Source organism: Cytobacillus sp. T106, assembly GCF_040492155.1.
Classification (GTDB): Bacteria; Bacillota; Bacilli; order Bacillales; family Cytobacillaceae; genus Bacillus_AB; species Bacillus_AB infantis.
Genome location: NZ_JBEUMK010000011.1, coordinates 43,049 through 57,333 on the forward strand (window position 1 = coordinate 43,049; position 14,285 = coordinate 57,333).

A 14,285-nucleotide genomic window follows, 5' to 3' on the forward strand; every position below is an offset into this window, starting at 1 on the left:
GAGTGATAGAAATGAAGATTGTCATTGCACCAGATTCCTATAAAGAGAGCTTGTCGGCCATGGAGGCCGCTGATTGTATCGAAAAAGGCTTCAAGCGCATCATTCCTGATGCTGAATATGTGAAGGTGCCGATGGCTGATGGCGGGGAAGGTACGGTCCAGTCACTGGTCGATGCGACCGGCGGAACCATTATACCGGCACTGGTGACAGGACCGCTGGGGGAGCCTGTGGAAGCCTTCTTCGGCCTTTTGGGAGATAAGAAAACCGCCGTCATTGAAATGGCGGCAGCATCAGGACTTCACCTGGTGCCTGCCGGAAAAAGAAACCCTCTTGTGACAACCACAAAAGGGACCGGCGAATTAATCAAGAGTGCACTTGATGTCGGAGTCACCCATATCATCATCGGAATCGGCGGCAGCGCGACGAATGACGGAGGGGCGGGTATGGCTCAGGCACTTGGCGCCCGCTTGCTCGATGAAGAAGGCCGGGAAATCGGCGGGGGCGGAGGAGCGCTATCAGGCCTCTCATCAATTGATCTTTCACAGCTCGACGGACGCCTTGCAGATGTAAAGATTGAGGTCGCATGTGATGTCGACAACCCGCTGACCGGAGAAAAAGGGGCTTCCGCCATTTTTGGTCCGCAAAAAGGCGCCGATCCTCAGATGATCGGAATGCTGGATCGAAATCTGGCGCATTATGCTGGTGTGATTGAAAAGAATCTTGGGAAGAAAATCAAGGATGTGCCTGGGGCAGGAGCTGCAGGCGGCCTTGGCGGGGGACTGCTCGCCTTTCTTCCAGCTGAGCTGAAGCGGGGAGTCGATATTGTCATTGCAGCTGCCGGACTGGAGAAGATCGTGGCAGATGCTGATCTTGTCATCACAGGAGAAGGCAGGATCGATGGACAGACGATTTTCGGAAAAACCCCGATCGGCGTTGCCAGAACCGCCAAAAAATCGGGCGTTCCGGTGATCGGGCTGGCCGGCAGCATTTCAAGAGACTGTGAGGTTGTGCGGGAGCATGGGATTGACGCAGTCTTCAGCATCGTGCCGGGAGCAGTCCCTTTGGAGGATGCCTTCCGGAACGCAGCAGAATATGCAGAACAGGCGGCAGCCAATGTGGCGGCTGTTTGGAGGCTGGGACGGCAGGGCAGGCATTAATATTGGAAGGCTATCATATAAAAAGCGCCCTGATTTTTAAATTTCAGGCGCTTTTCTTTGTGTTTCTTTTCCCTGCCATCCGTCCATAACGCCGGCTTAGCACATACCTCCAAAGATTCTGGTTTTCCATTTAATCACGGTAACTTTGGTTCCCATCTCTTTGCTGGAATCAATCCGGAATTCATCCATCATCCGTTTTACAGCAGGCAGCCCTGCCCCAAACCCATTGCTGCTGGAATAGCCCTGCTCCAGTGCCTTCGGAATGTCTCTGATTCCCGGTCCATGGTCGATGGCAGTAAGGCGAAGCCCTATTTGAGTTCCTGCTGTGAGCTTCTCATACTGAATTTGCCCGCTGCCTGCATACCGGTAGATGTTTCTGGCAAGCTCTGAGATGACTGTCAGGATTCTTGCCTGATCAATGGGATTAAAGTAAAGGGATCGAGCAAGTTCTCTACCCATCTTTCTGGCCAGAATGATATCATTCTCCTTTATAATTTGAACCACTGCTGATTTCTCCATGCCTGACAAACCCCTTACTGCCATTTCTTGCTCTGGCATTTGTTTGGTCAATCGTCTATTAAAAAAAAGAGCCAAAAGAAGGAGGCTTCCTTCTCTTGGCTCATGTCCAGTTCTATCGCCTGGGTCATTGCTGCCTGTTATGATTCGGTTTTAAGATGAAGAGGCACACGCTTTTGTCTTGTTCAAAATCCCATGAAACAAACACATTTTCCAGCTCTGCATCCAAATAGTGTTCGAACTGCGGCCTGTGCTCCATGAACAATCTTTTTTCCAGATCCCGTTTGGCGAGGGTAAGCACTTCCGGATAGCCCTGCCGGATTAATTCTTTTTCAACAGCTACCAGTATTTGATTCCGGACAATCACAAGAGTCCTTGGATTCAGCAGGGAAGAATATACTTCGCCTGGAGGCTTTTCGGCTTCCAGACTGACTTGGATGACTTCCTTATGTACAGCTTCCTGGTTCTGATAATGGCTGTATTCCGGGGCGGCCTCTGTCGAAACGCCGATGAACATCCCTGAATGGCTTTCCAGATTCCAGTCATAATAGAATTCATCAATGGTGACGCCTATATCCATTTGGATATATACCTTTATCTCCTCTATGAGTGCGGGCATCAGCATGTCCCTGATTTTCTCGACATATTTGCTTTGCTCTGTATCTAATAATCTATCTTCTATCTGTGACATAAAGTCTTTCATATATACAGTGATATAAGGGGGAGAAATAGTGGCAAACACGGCCCCCGGCCCCTTGCCAAAAGCTCCGCGCAAAACCCGTCCAATAAAAGATCCCAATTCTTTTTCTTTTTTCTTAATGTCCATTCTCGCCATCCTTTAGATTCAGGCATCATATCCCAAATCCGTTCAGCAGCGGGGACGGGGATCGTTAGTCTTGAGATAATGCAATTATACCGTAAAAAATTGAATCTACCTATTTATTCTTCCAAAATTAAAATATTCCTCTATATTTTTACAGATTATTCATAAAATATGTTTTTTTTGTGATAAAAAGGGGAAAATTATGTTGTGGAGATTTGCCTTTTAGGAGTTTCCCTTCTGGCAGGCAGATGCTAAAATGGAAAAAAGGAGAGAGGATATGATGCTTCTTTCTAAGTGCAGGGATAGACGGAAACATGGAAATTAAGGCGCAGCAGACAAAACTGTCGAACAACTTTGGCAAGCTGCTGCGGGAGAAGTTCGGAAAAGGCCCGGAAGCCATTTACGTGACGGTATCAAAGCCATATGTCCTTATTTATATAAGCGGCTTTATATCAGCCACTGAGCAGGTGCTTCTTGACCAGGGCCAGGATTTGACGGTACTGACAACAAGAGAATATCTGATGAAATCGCTTGACCCTGAAATGCGGGGCCAGATCAAAGCGATCACGGATATAGACATTCAGCATATGTATTATGATTGGAATCTTGACAGGCAGACAGGGGTCTTTGTCGGCGTAGGCCCGTCCATTGTGGCTGAAGGCAAAGATTCAGAATCTGACTACAAGGGAAAGAAAAAGGTCCACGAAGAAATCATCAGCATAAGCAGGCAGGCGGAGAAAGCCCCGGACCGGGTTGAATCTTATATGCTCGGATCCCGCACGTTGGTTGTCATACGCGAGGGAATATTGGTGCCAATCGAAAAGCAGCTGATTGCCCTGGGATTTGTGGAAACGCTCCGGGTTGCCAAAAGGCAGCTGGAAGGTGAAATGCTCAGCAATAATATTCACTTTTCTGATATCCTGGACGCGGAGATACAGGACGTTTTTGTTGATTGGAATTTTGAACTGGATAACAGTGTTATTTCATTTATACTTAAACCAAATGATTCATAAGGCAGTAATGAACCGGACAATGATGCCGGACATAAGCCGAAGAGAACAGGGAGCCCTGTTCTTTTCGGCTTTTTCTTTTTGCTCAGCAGCAGATTTTGCAATAGGTCATTTGCGATCTATTAAAACAGGAGGGTATCAATGGCACAGAAACAGCCAAAGACCAGCATAATGGAAGAAGAATTAGATCTCTTTATGGAAGAGCTTGTTCGTCTGAAACAGGATTATGAACAATGTGAAGATGAATTTTTTAAAAAAGAACTTCAGGCGGATATTCAGGTCCTGCTGACCGTCATAAACAGGATACAAGGATACTGACTTCCCGAAAGACCGGAGAGCAAGAAATGAAGGAGAGGCAAACCCGCGCCTCTCCTTAAGAATGGCCCTGCCCTCTATTCCTCTCAAACCCCAAATACCTTGTTCCCTGAAACGTCAGCATCCCGGCGTCTCCTTCTGCAAGTAAACCATATTCTTTCCCTGATACATGGAATTCCGAGCGGTCGCCGCTGTCAAATTCAAATGTCACATAATAGCGGGTGCTTGAGGAAACATGATGATGGTTATCATGATGGGCATGTGATCTCCTGGATACATCTGTCCGCTTTGATTTGACTGCGGCCGTTACACTCATCCTTGGGGACTGCTCATTTTTCTGCCACTGGCCGACCCCTTTGAAGATGTTGAATATAAGGCCGCCGATAACGATGATAAATATGATGCCAATAAAAACGGAGGCAGCCTGAAAGATAAAGTCCCCCATGAAAAATGGTTCTGGCATATCAATGCTCCTTTCGCAGTATCCTCTATAAAGCATACGTTACAGAGCAGGAAAAGGTTTCAAGAGTCCTATTGTATGAGGCCTGTCCTATTTGCCTTTCGGGAAGCCTCCCTGACCATACCAGCGCATTACTAAGAATATAGGAGTTAAAAAGCTCTGGAGTCAGCTCACCATATTTCATCATGAAATATGCGCTTATATCGGAATTTACAGAAAAATTCCACTATAGTATTATTTTTATATACCTTTTTAAAAGGTCAGCGGGAAGGAACCCCTGCAAAAGCCTTCCAAGTAAAGCCTGTCACAACAAGCTTTGCACGCTGCTGCCCTTTTTAGGGCCCTCTGTTTTATCCTATTTAACCTCGTACTGCAAAAACACACGATCTTATTTCATTCATGTCAAAAAACAATCCAGGACAGTTGTAAGATCAAAATTTACCGTAAGGAGTGGTTGGTTGGAAACCGATATTAGAAAACCGTCTTTTATTTATGCGCTATTAATGCTATTTGCGGCGATTGCCGTTATTTCGGTCGGCATTCTTGCTTTTGATGCACCGATTCAAATTCTGATGTTTATTAGTATGCTTGTATTGATCCCTTTCATGATGGGATTGGGATACTCTTATAAGCAAGTGGAGAAATCGATGCTGTCATCGATGAGCAAGGCGCTGCAGCCTTCGCTGATTCTATTGACCGTCGGCATTTTAATCGGTGCATGGATTGCATCTGGAACCGTGCCTACCTTGATCTATTATGGAATTAAAGCCATATCTCCACAGTTCTTCCTTGTTACGACTCTTTTGTTCTGTTCACTGGTGTCTGTGGCAACAGGGACTTCCTGGGGAACCATCGGAACAGCAGGGATTGCCATGATGGGTGTAGGGACGACATTAGGCATACCTGTCGGCGTGACAGCCGGCGCCATCATTAGCGGTGCGTATTTCGGGGATAAAATGTCGCCCTTGTCTGACACGACGAATCTGGCTCCGACCGTCTCAGGCGGAGATTTGTTCAGCCATATCAAGCATATGCTCTGGACGACTGTACCCGCTTATCTGATCACGGCGATCATTTTCACCTTCATTGGCTTTAGATACAGCGGAGCCACTGTAGATGCCGCAAGTGTAAATGAACTGACATCCTATTTGGCTGAAGCATTTAATCTCGGGCTGGTGCCGATGATTCCTGTCATCGTCCTGATCGGGATGCTTATGCTGAAAAAGCCGGCCATCCCGGCCATCTTTATCGGTGCAGCCGTTGGCGGAATCATTGCCATCGTTTATCAGGGCTTCAGTTTTTCAGAAACGATCAGCATTTTTTATAATGGCTATGGAGTAGAGTCCGGCATCGAAATGGCCGACAGCCTGCTTCAGCGCGGCGGACTGGTCAGCATGCTGGCGCTCATTGCGCTGTTCCTGTTCGCGCTCGGCCTTGGCGGGATGCTCGCCGAATCCGGCGTCCTGGAAGCGCTCATTGCTTCTTTTGCTGATAAGATCCAAAGCACTGGTGTTTTAACCCTTGTGACCATTCTTGTCAGCTATGCAACACTTGCCATCGGCGGATCGGTATACTTCTCGACCGTCATGGGCGGAACACTGATGAGACCTATTTTTGAACGGCTTAACCTCAAGCCTGAGAATCTGTCGAGGATATTGGAAGACACCGGGACACAAAGCTCCTCACTTGTCCCGTGGACTGGAAGCGGCATTTATACCGCAGGCGCACTTGGCGTTGCAACAGGGGCCTATCTGCCATTCTGTTTCCTTGCCCTGATCACTCCGCTCGTATCCCTGTTCTACGGATTCACCGGGCTGACCATGACTGAGAAAGATCGTCCAAAGAAGAAAACTTCCATGAAAACGGTGGAAGCATCATAACATAATAAAGAGGCTGCCAGACAATTTTGTCTGGCAGCCTTTCTTTATTTTCACCCTAATCCTGCTCTTCTTCTTTCCCTGAAGAACCCATCGCTTTCATAAAATAAGCAGTGGGCAGCAGGACGCCAATGGCAGCTTCAAGCAGGGCAAAAAACCGGAGTGAACCTACCGGGATCAGGTCTCCGTAGCCGACAGATAGAATGGTGACTCCGCTGAAATAGAGCAGATTCATAAACGATTGGTCGGCAGGCTTCCCGTCCAGTGTTCCAACCCGCAGCACCACATCATCGAGTGAAAGGGCGTAAAAAATGACGGAAAAGCCAAGCGTGAGGCCGAGCATCACAAAAAACAACTTTAAAAATAAGACAGAGCTGAAGCGGCTCTTCTTATAGTACTTATTGGCAAAAAAATAATACAGATTTGCCCCGATAAAAACGAGGGCAGCCCCTGTTAAAACAGAACTCAAAACAAAGTGAACCTCCTTATATCCAGCCTATATTATGTATTTGACCTTAATGGTCGGCGGGTAAACGTTAGAACTGCCAGCAAACGTTCTTATCTGGTGAAAGGAGGAAATGCGGCCGGTGTGAAGAAATAATATGCATGGAGGCGAAACGGATGAAAAAAGAAGAAAGATGACGGATAAAATTGGGCTCTCATCATCCTTATCTTATACGCATCCTTGCAAACTAGAGAAAAAGGAAGGGGAGAAATATGCCTGCTGCAGTACTGAAAGAACTAAATGGAGAATGCCTTGGGGAAGGCTATTACTGCCTGCGCAGCAAGCCGGGTTCCTCAGGCTACCAAAATAAAAATCTATGGCTGACCGAGAGATTTACAGAGGGCCTGAAGTATTTGAAAGTCCTGGAGAACGGCAGACAGGCCGGATTCATTGAATATACGCCGATCGAATTTTCCTCAAGGGCTGTCTATGGGGAAAATTATCTTGTCATCCATTGCCTTTGGGTGCATGTGACAGGGAAAGGATATGCCTCGCAATTGATTGAGCGTTGCTTGGAGGATGCCAGAAAGCAGCAGAAAGCAGGTGTCATCGTAATCACGAATCCGGATACCTCCTGGACGCCAAGCGCCGACATTTTCATCAAGCATGGATTTGTGGAAAAAGGAAGGGCTCCCTATGGGTTCGAGCTCATGGTTTATAAATTTGGGGATGATCCTGACCCCTATTTTCCCGGTGACTGGAAGAAGCGGCTGGAACCATTCGAGGAACTGACGATTCTGCGAATGCCGCAGTGTCCGTTTGTGGAAATTGCAGCAGACAACCTCACAGCCGCTGCAGAAAAACTGGGGCTGAGAGCGAATATCATTGAGCTGACAAGCAGGGAAGAACTGCTGCGCCTTTCGCCGACACCGTATGGCATTTATGGGGCAGTTTTTAAAAAGAGACTGATTTCTTATCATAGGCTGACTGTGCATTCGGCGGTGAAGCGATTAAAGGCGCTGGGTGGCTTAGGCTAGATTTGGATTTTCAGCGATATGGTGAGGCAGGGTCTTAAATTTAATTCCAGATCTTTTTACATTAATGGCCAAGCCGATGTATCTCCCTGCCCATCGATTCAAGAATATACACAACCGGAACCTGAGTGGTGATATTCGACTCTCCCATAAACTCTTCGCTTACATAATAAGAGATATTTAAGTCAGATATCTTTGCAATCGTGGAAGCGCGGTTATTCGTAATGCTGATGACTCTGCTTCCTTCCTGCTTCAGCCTATTCAGGTGGGCAACTGTAAAAGGCGTTTCCCCTGAAACGGAGAGGGCAATGACAACGCTGTTTTTCTGCCACTTTGAATGGATCGGAAAATGAGGATCTTTTATATACAGCGAGAAAGCGCCTAAGCTTGAAAAATATCTTGCCCCATATTCCGCCAGGATGCCTGAGCTTCCGATCCCGATAAAAATGACACTGTCTGCCTCTGCCACAAGCCTGGAAGCTTTTGCAATGCTCTCCTCAAGATCTCCTTTAAGCGCCCTTTCAAGAAATTCGGCTGCCGACTCCCGTGAGCTTTTGATGTTTGCTCCCTGCTGTTCTTTCAGCTCCATTTTCAGCTTTACCTTAAACTCCGAAAAACCTTCGCAATTCAGTTTGCGGCAAAAGCGGAGAATCGTACTTGTCGACACATGTGTTTCATCTGCCAGCTCCCGGATCCGCATATAGACCACTTTCTCGCGGTTATGGGAAATATAATTATATAGAGAAATCTCCAGCGGATTAAAGCTGGCAATCATTTCATTTGTAAACAAGGCTGTTCCGCTCCTATCTAAAGGATATCATCAATCGTTTTTCTATTTTATCACAAGCATGCTCTTTGAAACATAGTGTTTCAGTTATGAAACAATTCTCATTTTCGGTAAAAACGAACTGAATGGGCAGTCTTCATATACTCTTCTTGAGATTCAGCGTTAAGATACTTAGTACAAGGCTTATTAAGAGAAGAATAAGCTAAAAGTAAAATAGGATCAGCCAGAGGAGGCAACATCATGAAAGAATACCGTTTTCCAGAAGGTTTTTTATGGGGAGGCGCGACGGCAGCCAACCAAATAGAAGGCGCCTATAATCAAGGAGGCAAGGGACTGAATATAGCAGACGTCCTTCCCGGCGGAAAAGGGCGCTATGACATTTTAACAAGGCCGGGCTTTGACTTTGAGATCCATCCTGACGATTACTATTATCCCAACCATGAAGCGATTGATTTTTACCATCGCTATCAGGAGGATATCGCTTTGTTCGCGGAAATGGGCTTCAAGGTTTTCCGGATGTCGATTGCGTGGACGCGGATTTTTCCGAACGGGGATGAAGCTGAAGCAAATGAAGAGGGATTGGCATTCTATGACCGTGTCTTTGATGAGCTTCATAAGCATGGCATTGAGCCGGTCGTAACACTCTCCCACTATGAAATGCCGCTTCATCTGGTGAAGGAATATGGCGGCTGGAGGAGCCGGAAGGCCGTTTCTTTTTTTGAAAAATATACAAGGACAGTTTTAACCCGTTATAAGGATAAAGTAAGGTATTGGATGACCTTTAATGAAATCAACAGCGGCCTTGTCATGCCGATCCAGGGGCTGGGCTTTTCCATCCAAGAAGAAAAGGACCGTTATCAAGCCACATTCCAGGCGTACCACCATCAATTTGTCGCCAGCGCTCTTGCAGTGAAGCTGTGCCGGGAAATCAGCCCTGAATCCAGGATCGGATGCATGATCCTGTTTGCCCCTGTGTATTCTTATGACAGCAATCCGGCCAACGTTATGCACAGCTTAAGGGAAGAACAGCTCTTCAACTATTTTTGTGCAGATGTGCAGGTCAGGGGAGCATATCCTTCCTATATGGACAGATACTTTAAAGATCATGGTATCCAGCTTGAAATGGAAGAAGGAGACCTGGATATTATCAGCGAAGGGACTGTCGATTATATCGGCTTCAGCTATTATATGTCCCGCACCGAGAAGAAGGAGAAGTCAGATGATGAAGCTTCACAGGGCAATCTGATCGGAGGCGTCCGCAATCCGTTCCTGAAGAGGAGCGACTGGGGCTGGGAGATTGATCCAGAAGGGCTGCGGATCAGTTTGAACCTGCTGCATGACCGCTACCAGAAGCCGCTTTTCGTAGTTGAAAACGGTCTGGGTGCCTATGATGAACCTGAGGAAGACGGCACAATCAATGATGATTACCGGATCGATTACCTGCGCGGCCATATTGAAGCGATGGGGGAGGCCATTGAAGACGGAGTTGATTTGATGGGCTATACAAGCTGGGGCTGCATCGACATGGTCAGCATGTCGACGGGTGAATTCTCAAAGCGCTATGGATTCATCTATGTGGACAAGCAGGATGACGGAACTGGCACCATGGAGAGAAGCAGAAAGAAATCTTTTTATTGGTATAAGGATGTAATCGGGACAAACGGGCGTACACTATAGGGTACAAGAACCCGGATGTACCCAGTCTAAGGCTGCTGTAACCGGCAGCCTTTTTATTTGGGCAGGCATCCTATTCAAGGGAGATGTCACAATGAGTATTATCCTCGCATTATTGGCCGCTCTTTTCGCCTCAATGACCAATATCCTGGCGAAAATCGGGATGGAAAATGTAAACACCAACCTGGCAACTGCCGTCAGGACGATCGTTGTCCTGATCCTCGCTTTCCTCATGGTCCTAATCACAGGCAAGTTCGGCACAATCGCTGCGATACAGCCGAAAGCCATGCTTTTCATTATTTTATCAGGCTTCGCCACAGGGCTGTCCTGGCTGTTTTTCTTCAAAGCGCTGGGAATCGGCGAGGTTTCCAAGGTCGTGCCGATAGATAAGTCCAGCATCGTCCTGACGATCATCCTCTCCATTTTGCTGCTTGGCGAGCCCGCAGCGCCCCAAATCCTGGCCGGAGGTGCCCTCATCACCATTGGCACCTTCGTGCTGATCGGCAAAAATGAAGACAAAAAGAGATTCACCGGATCACAAAGCTATATTGTGTACGCGATATTGGGCGCTGTTTTTGCTGCCCTGACCTCAATCCTGGCCAAAATCGGAATGGAGGGGGTAGATTCCAATGTCGCTACCTTTCTGAGGACCATCGTCATTCTCCTGTTTGCATGGGCCATTGTTTTTTACCAGAAGACATACCGGGAAATGAAAACTATCTCCTCCAAAGGCTATCTGTTTCTCATCCTTTCGGGAGCGGCAACAGGGCTTTCCTGGCTCTGCTACTTCGGGGCGCTCGCGATTGGCAAGGTCTCGATTGTGGCTCCGATTGACAAATTCAGTGTGGTGATCACTATGATTTTGAGCTTCGTTATTTTAAAAGAAAAAGCGAGAAAGCATACGATTGTGGGCGGGGCAATCATCGCTTTGGGGACGGTTTTTCTTGTTTTCTGATCGAAGCCCGTCTTTCTTTTGGGACGGATCATGCAACATCCTTGCTGACGGGCATCCATAACCCTGCTAACTCTTTCATGCAGAAAAACCAATAGATACAACCAGCAATCCTCTGCGTTATCTGTCAGGGGATTTTTTTCCTTTCTATCCCCGCAAAAGCACCCAAACATGCTATGTTAAAAGAATGATATAGGAGGATGGCCTCATTAATGATTGTCCGCAAACATGCATACATATAAAACAGACCAAAATGCAAAGGTAGTGTCCAGATGATAAAAGAAACCTTAATAAACCCTGAAGCCTGCTACCGGGAGGCGGAGAAGAAGGCCGCTGCCTATTTTCAGGCTCTATTTGCGCAGGCATCAGAAAAAAGCTTTATCCCTGTTCTGGAAAGAGACTTTCATTCATGGAAAAAGAATCATCGGCAGACATCGTCTTTTTTGCCGTTTTTTTCACGGAAAAACAGAAAGCCTGATTCCAAAGCTTATCATTCTTATATCAAGTGGCTGGAATACAGGGGCAAGCTGGATGATTATCTGGACCGGAGCATTTCTTATTTATATATGAGGGATTTGGGGAAATCCCTTGATGACCGGGATACAAAGGAAAGCATCGGAAGGGCAGTGGAGAGCCTGAAGGAGCGTCTCACGGCACCGAAGCAGCAGGAAGCAGAGTATTTCGGCATGGCCGGGCTGTACAGATGGGCTGAGAAAGAGGGCATCCAATCAGCTGTCATCTGGCTGATGGAAAAATTGCAGCAGACTGCACGGAATATCCCTGAAGGCATGGATGCTGCCCATGCCCAGCGGAAGCTGATTAAGATCATTGCAGGCGTACTGATGCATGAAAATGAAGCTATGAAAGAAGGGATAGAGGCAGGGGAGCGGAAAAGAAGATTGGATCGGGCTATCAGGCTTGGCTATTCTTATGGACTGACTTATCCTTTCATAGATGATCTGCTGGACAGCCGGGTACTGTCTGAAGATGAGAAAAAACAGTTTTCTGAGCTGATCTGCACTACCCTGACAACAGGTAGCGTCCCGCCGCTTGGCAGGTGGCAGCGTGCTATTCTGCCTTTTATCACCTATGTACATAATGAGCTGCGGGAAGCCTTCCATTATATAAAAGCCCAGCAGACGCCTGAGACGCTGACCAGCTTCCTTGAACAGGCTTATGTCTTTTTCCAGTCCCAGGAGGTGGACCGGCAGAAGGATCTGAATGATTCATCATACACAAATGAAGATTTGTATATTCCCGTTATCCTGAAGTCGTCCTCGTCGCGCCTGATTGTCCGTTCCGTACTGAACAGCGGAAAGGATGACGGCTTTGACAGCCGGACCTTTTATTATGGAATCTACAACCAGCTTGCCGATGATTTTGCCGATCTGTTTGCTGACCTGGAGGATGGGGCGGTCACCCCTTATACATACTACCTCACCCATTACAGGGCGCGGCATGACCTGCTGAATCCGTTTGAGGTGTATTGGACCGTTATTGTCCACCTGATCCATGATGTCTACGGTTCCAATCCAAAAGCGAGGGAAGTAATTTTGGACCGGGCCATCAATGGTTTAAAGCGAAGCAAGGAGAGGCTCGGAAAAGAAAAATACAGGGAAGTCATGGAGTTGTTTGCACCCGGCAGCCCGGAGTTCAGCCGGCTGATTCAGCAGATGGCCGCAAAGGCCGCTGATGTCGACTTTTTCGATAAGCTGCTGAGAGACCATATGCTTGACAGCCTGCAAAAGGAGCGGCTGGGGCAGGAGGATTTCCGGTATAAAGTGGAGGAAGTGCAGAAAAGGATTAATAACGTGCTTCGGATTGAGGATAAAGATCTGCTGATGGGGGAGCCTGTCCGGGAGGCGGCCAATTACAGCCTGGCAGCCGGGGGAAAAAGGCTGCGGCCTGTCATTGCCTGGTTTGTGGGCGTTGAGGCATACGGTATGGAGGAAACTGCTTTGATGCCGCTTCTCCGGTCATTGGAATACATGCACACAGCTTCTCTGATTTTCGATGATCTTCCGGCCCAGGATAATGCTCCGAGCAGAAGGGGGAAGGCTGCTGTCCATGAGGTATATGGCACGGCAGCAGCTGAGCTTTCCGGTCTTTATTTGACGCAGAAAGCTATGGAGGATCAGGCATCGCTCACCTCTTCCACGCCGGATGCGGTCCTGGAACTGATCCGCTATACCGCCCGTTCAACCGCTGAAATGTGCCGCGGGCAGGCGATGGACCTTGAGGCGAAAGGAAAAGCATTGACGGCAGGGGAGCTGGATGCTCTTTGTTTTTATAAAACAGGCATTGCCTTTGAGGCGTCCATCATCATGCCGGCCATCCTTGCAGGAGCAGAGCAGGATGAAATTGATGTCCTGAAAAAATTTGCCCGGCATGCCGGGATCGCATTTCAGATACGGGATGACCTGCTCGACGTGGAGGGAGATCCGATGCTGCTCGGCAAGCCGGTAGGAACGGACAGCAGAAACAAGAAGGAAACATATGTATCGGCACTTGGGAAGGATGGCGCCAAAAGGTCGATGTGGGAGCATTATTGTTCGGCAGCTGAATTGCTTCAGGAGCTGCGGGGGGAGTTTGCCTTTTTGGGATATCTGCTGGACTATATGGTCCATCGTGAAAAATAAAATAGATTGCGTACGGCTGCTGTAAAGCGGCCTTCTTCTATTTTTAGCGAGCACACTATCATTTTCTTTCAATACTTGCCAATTTTATCATTATGATCTATAATATATATAGATTATATATAATATAAAACATACTTAACGGAGGACTATCATGGTTGTTATGGATTTTAAAAATATGCTGTGGAACTATACACGGAAAATCAGCGAAAATACAAATGTGATTATCACTTCCATTTGTGAGCAATATGGACTTACAAGCCTTCAGATCCGGATACTGGTCGAAGTTCAGCAGCATGGTTCCCATACAATCGGCAGCCTTGCATCCCGTCTGAACATGGCTGGCACCAATATTTCAACCATGTGCAAAAAACTCGAAAAGCTGGAATTCCTGAGGCGGTTCCGGGATCCGAATGATGAGCGCGTCGTCAAGGTAGCTCTTACCGAGAAGGGTGCTCAAACAGTTGAGGAAATGAATGCAGCACTGATAGAGAGGATTTCTTTTTCCATAAAAGACGAATCCGATGAGTCGCTTACTGACATTATTGAAGGCCTTAAAAAGCTGAATGAACTGCTGGAAAGAATGAAATAAATAAGCT

At 47.3% G+C, this 14,285-nt stretch carries 14 protein-coding genes; 9 read left to right on the top strand and 5 right to left on the bottom strand.

The window, feature by feature from the left end; all coding sequences use genetic code 11:
* Positions 1-11 precede the first annotated feature (11 nt).
* Positions 12-1,157, top strand: coding sequence for a glycerate kinase (locus ABU165_RS18180; protein WP_094769122.1), 1,146 nt, complete (start codon positions 12-14; stop codon positions 1,155-1,157).
* Between the two features lie 96 nt (positions 1,158-1,253).
* Here the strand turns inward: ABU165_RS18180 and ABU165_RS18185 are convergent, their stop codons facing one another.
* Both ABU165_RS18185 and ABU165_RS18190 read right to left on the bottom strand, forming a co-directional pair.
* The gene (locus ABU165_RS18185) at positions 1,254-1,676 is read right to left on the bottom strand and encodes an anti-sigma regulatory factor (RefSeq protein WP_022543469.1); all 423 of its coding nucleotides are present in this window, start codon (positions 1,674-1,676) and stop codon (positions 1,254-1,256) included.
* Between the two features lie 124 nt (positions 1,677-1,800).
* Positions 1,801-2,499: a Na-translocating system protein MpsC family protein gene (locus ABU165_RS18190; RefSeq protein ID WP_009791854.1), complete on the bottom strand. Its 699-nt coding sequence runs from the start codon at positions 2,497-2,499 to the stop codon at positions 1,801-1,803.
* A gap of 311 nt (positions 2,500-2,810) precedes the next feature.
* Between ABU165_RS18190 and ABU165_RS18195 the strand changes: the two genes are divergently transcribed.
* Entirely contained in the window at positions 2,811-3,509 is a 699-nt protein-coding gene (locus ABU165_RS18195; RefSeq protein ID WP_101551585.1) for a Na-translocating system protein MpsC family protein, read from the top strand.
* 138 nt (positions 3,510-3,647) lie between these two features.
* Entirely contained in the window at positions 3,648-3,824 is a 177-nt protein-coding gene (locus ABU165_RS18200; RefSeq protein WP_009791850.1) for a hypothetical protein, read from the top strand.
* 55 nt (positions 3,825-3,879) lie between these two features.
* Here ABU165_RS18200 and ABU165_RS18205 read toward each other — a convergent pair whose 3' ends face one another.
* On the bottom strand, positions 3,880-4,284 hold the full coding sequence (locus ABU165_RS18205; protein ID WP_318060764.1) for a DUF2500 domain-containing protein: 405 nt from the start codon (positions 4,282-4,284) through the stop codon (positions 3,880-3,882).
* 455 nt (positions 4,285-4,739) lie between these two features.
* On the opposite strand from ABU165_RS18205, the gene nhaC reads away from it, so the two are divergent.
* On the top strand, positions 4,740-6,161 hold the full coding sequence (gene nhaC, locus ABU165_RS18210; RefSeq protein WP_094769119.1) for a Na+/H+ antiporter NhaC: 1,422 nt from the start codon (positions 4,740-4,742) through the stop codon (positions 6,159-6,161).
* 55 nt (positions 6,162-6,216) lie between these two features.
* Here the strand turns inward: nhaC and ABU165_RS18215 are convergent, their stop codons facing one another.
* A complete protein-coding gene (locus ABU165_RS18215; protein WP_318060763.1) occupies positions 6,217-6,627 on the bottom strand; it encodes an ion channel in 411 nt (136 codons plus the stop codon).
* A gap of 248 nt (positions 6,628-6,875) precedes the next feature.
* Between ABU165_RS18215 and ABU165_RS18220 the strand changes: the two genes are divergently transcribed.
* Positions 6,876-7,640 (top strand): GNAT family N-acetyltransferase, encoded by a 765-nt coding sequence (locus tag ABU165_RS18220; RefSeq protein ID WP_318060762.1) that lies wholly within the window; start codon positions 6,876-6,878, stop codon positions 7,638-7,640.
* A gap of 61 nt (positions 7,641-7,701) precedes the next feature.
* Here ABU165_RS18220 and ABU165_RS18225 read toward each other — a convergent pair whose 3' ends face one another.
* Positions 7,702-8,427: a MurR/RpiR family transcriptional regulator gene (locus tag ABU165_RS18225; protein ID WP_318060761.1), complete on the bottom strand. Its 726-nt coding sequence runs from the start codon at positions 8,425-8,427 to the stop codon at positions 7,702-7,704.
* Between the two features lie 237 nt (positions 8,428-8,664).
* On the opposite strand from ABU165_RS18225, the gene ABU165_RS18230 reads away from it, so the two are divergent.
* The 4 genes from ABU165_RS18230 to ABU165_RS18245 all read left to right on the top strand — a co-directional run bounded on the left by ABU165_RS18230 (position 8,665) and on the right by ABU165_RS18245 (position 14,278).
* On the top strand, positions 8,665-10,101 hold the full coding sequence (locus ABU165_RS18230; RefSeq protein WP_318060760.1) for a glycoside hydrolase family 1 protein: 1,437 nt from the start codon (positions 8,665-8,667) through the stop codon (positions 10,099-10,101).
* A gap of 91 nt (positions 10,102-10,192) precedes the next feature.
* Positions 10,193-11,053, top strand: a complete 861-nt coding sequence (locus ABU165_RS18235; RefSeq protein WP_318060759.1) for an EamA family transporter — start codon at positions 10,193-10,195, stop codon at positions 11,051-11,053.
* Between the two features lie 269 nt (positions 11,054-11,322).
* Positions 11,323-13,689, top strand: a complete 2,367-nt coding sequence (locus ABU165_RS18240; protein ID WP_318060758.1) for a polyprenyl synthetase family protein — start codon at positions 11,323-11,325, stop codon at positions 13,687-13,689.
* A gap of 151 nt (positions 13,690-13,840) precedes the next feature.
* Positions 13,841-14,278 carry a MarR family winged helix-turn-helix transcriptional regulator gene (locus tag ABU165_RS18245; protein ID WP_009791834.1) on the top strand — a complete coding sequence of 146 codons (438 nt, stop codon included), beginning with the start codon at positions 13,841-13,843 and terminating at the stop codon, positions 14,276-14,278.
* The last annotated feature ends 7 nt before the right edge of the window (positions 14,279-14,285 follow it).

Excerpts from the sequence above, each read along its gene's own strand:
- ABU165_RS18180 (WP_094769122.1), top strand. The coding sequence starts at position 12 with ATGAAGATTGTCATTGCACCAGATTCCTATAAAGAGAGCTTGTCGGCC.
- ABU165_RS18185 (WP_022543469.1), bottom strand. The coding sequence starts at position 1,676 with ATGGAGAAATCAGCAGTGGTTCAAATTATAAAGGAGAATGATATCATT.
- ABU165_RS18190 (WP_009791854.1), bottom strand. The coding sequence starts at position 2,499 with ATGGACATTAAGAAAAAAGAAAAAGAATTGGGATCTTTTATTGGACGG.
- ABU165_RS18195 (WP_101551585.1), top strand. The coding sequence starts at position 2,811 with ATGGAAATTAAGGCGCAGCAGACAAAACTGTCGAACAACTTTGGCAAG.
- ABU165_RS18200 (WP_009791850.1), top strand. The coding sequence starts at position 3,648 with ATGGCACAGAAACAGCCAAAGACCAGCATAATGGAAGAAGAATTAGAT.
- ABU165_RS18205 (WP_318060764.1), bottom strand. The coding sequence starts at position 4,284 with ATGCCAGAACCATTTTTCATGGGGGACTTTATCTTTCAGGCTGCCTCC.
- ABU165_RS18220 (WP_318060762.1), top strand. The coding sequence starts at position 6,876 with ATGCCTGCTGCAGTACTGAAAGAACTAAATGGAGAATGCCTTGGGGAA.
- ABU165_RS18230 (WP_318060760.1), top strand. The coding sequence starts at position 8,665 with ATGAAAGAATACCGTTTTCCAGAAGGTTTTTTATGGGGAGGCGCGACG.
- ABU165_RS18235 (WP_318060759.1), top strand. The coding sequence starts at position 10,193 with ATGAGTATTATCCTCGCATTATTGGCCGCTCTTTTCGCCTCAATGACC.
- ABU165_RS18240 (WP_318060758.1), top strand. The coding sequence starts at position 11,323 with ATGATAAAAGAAACCTTAATAAACCCTGAAGCCTGCTACCGGGAGGCG.
- ABU165_RS18245 (WP_009791834.1), top strand. The coding sequence starts at position 13,841 with ATGGTTGTTATGGATTTTAAAAATATGCTGTGGAACTATACACGGAAA.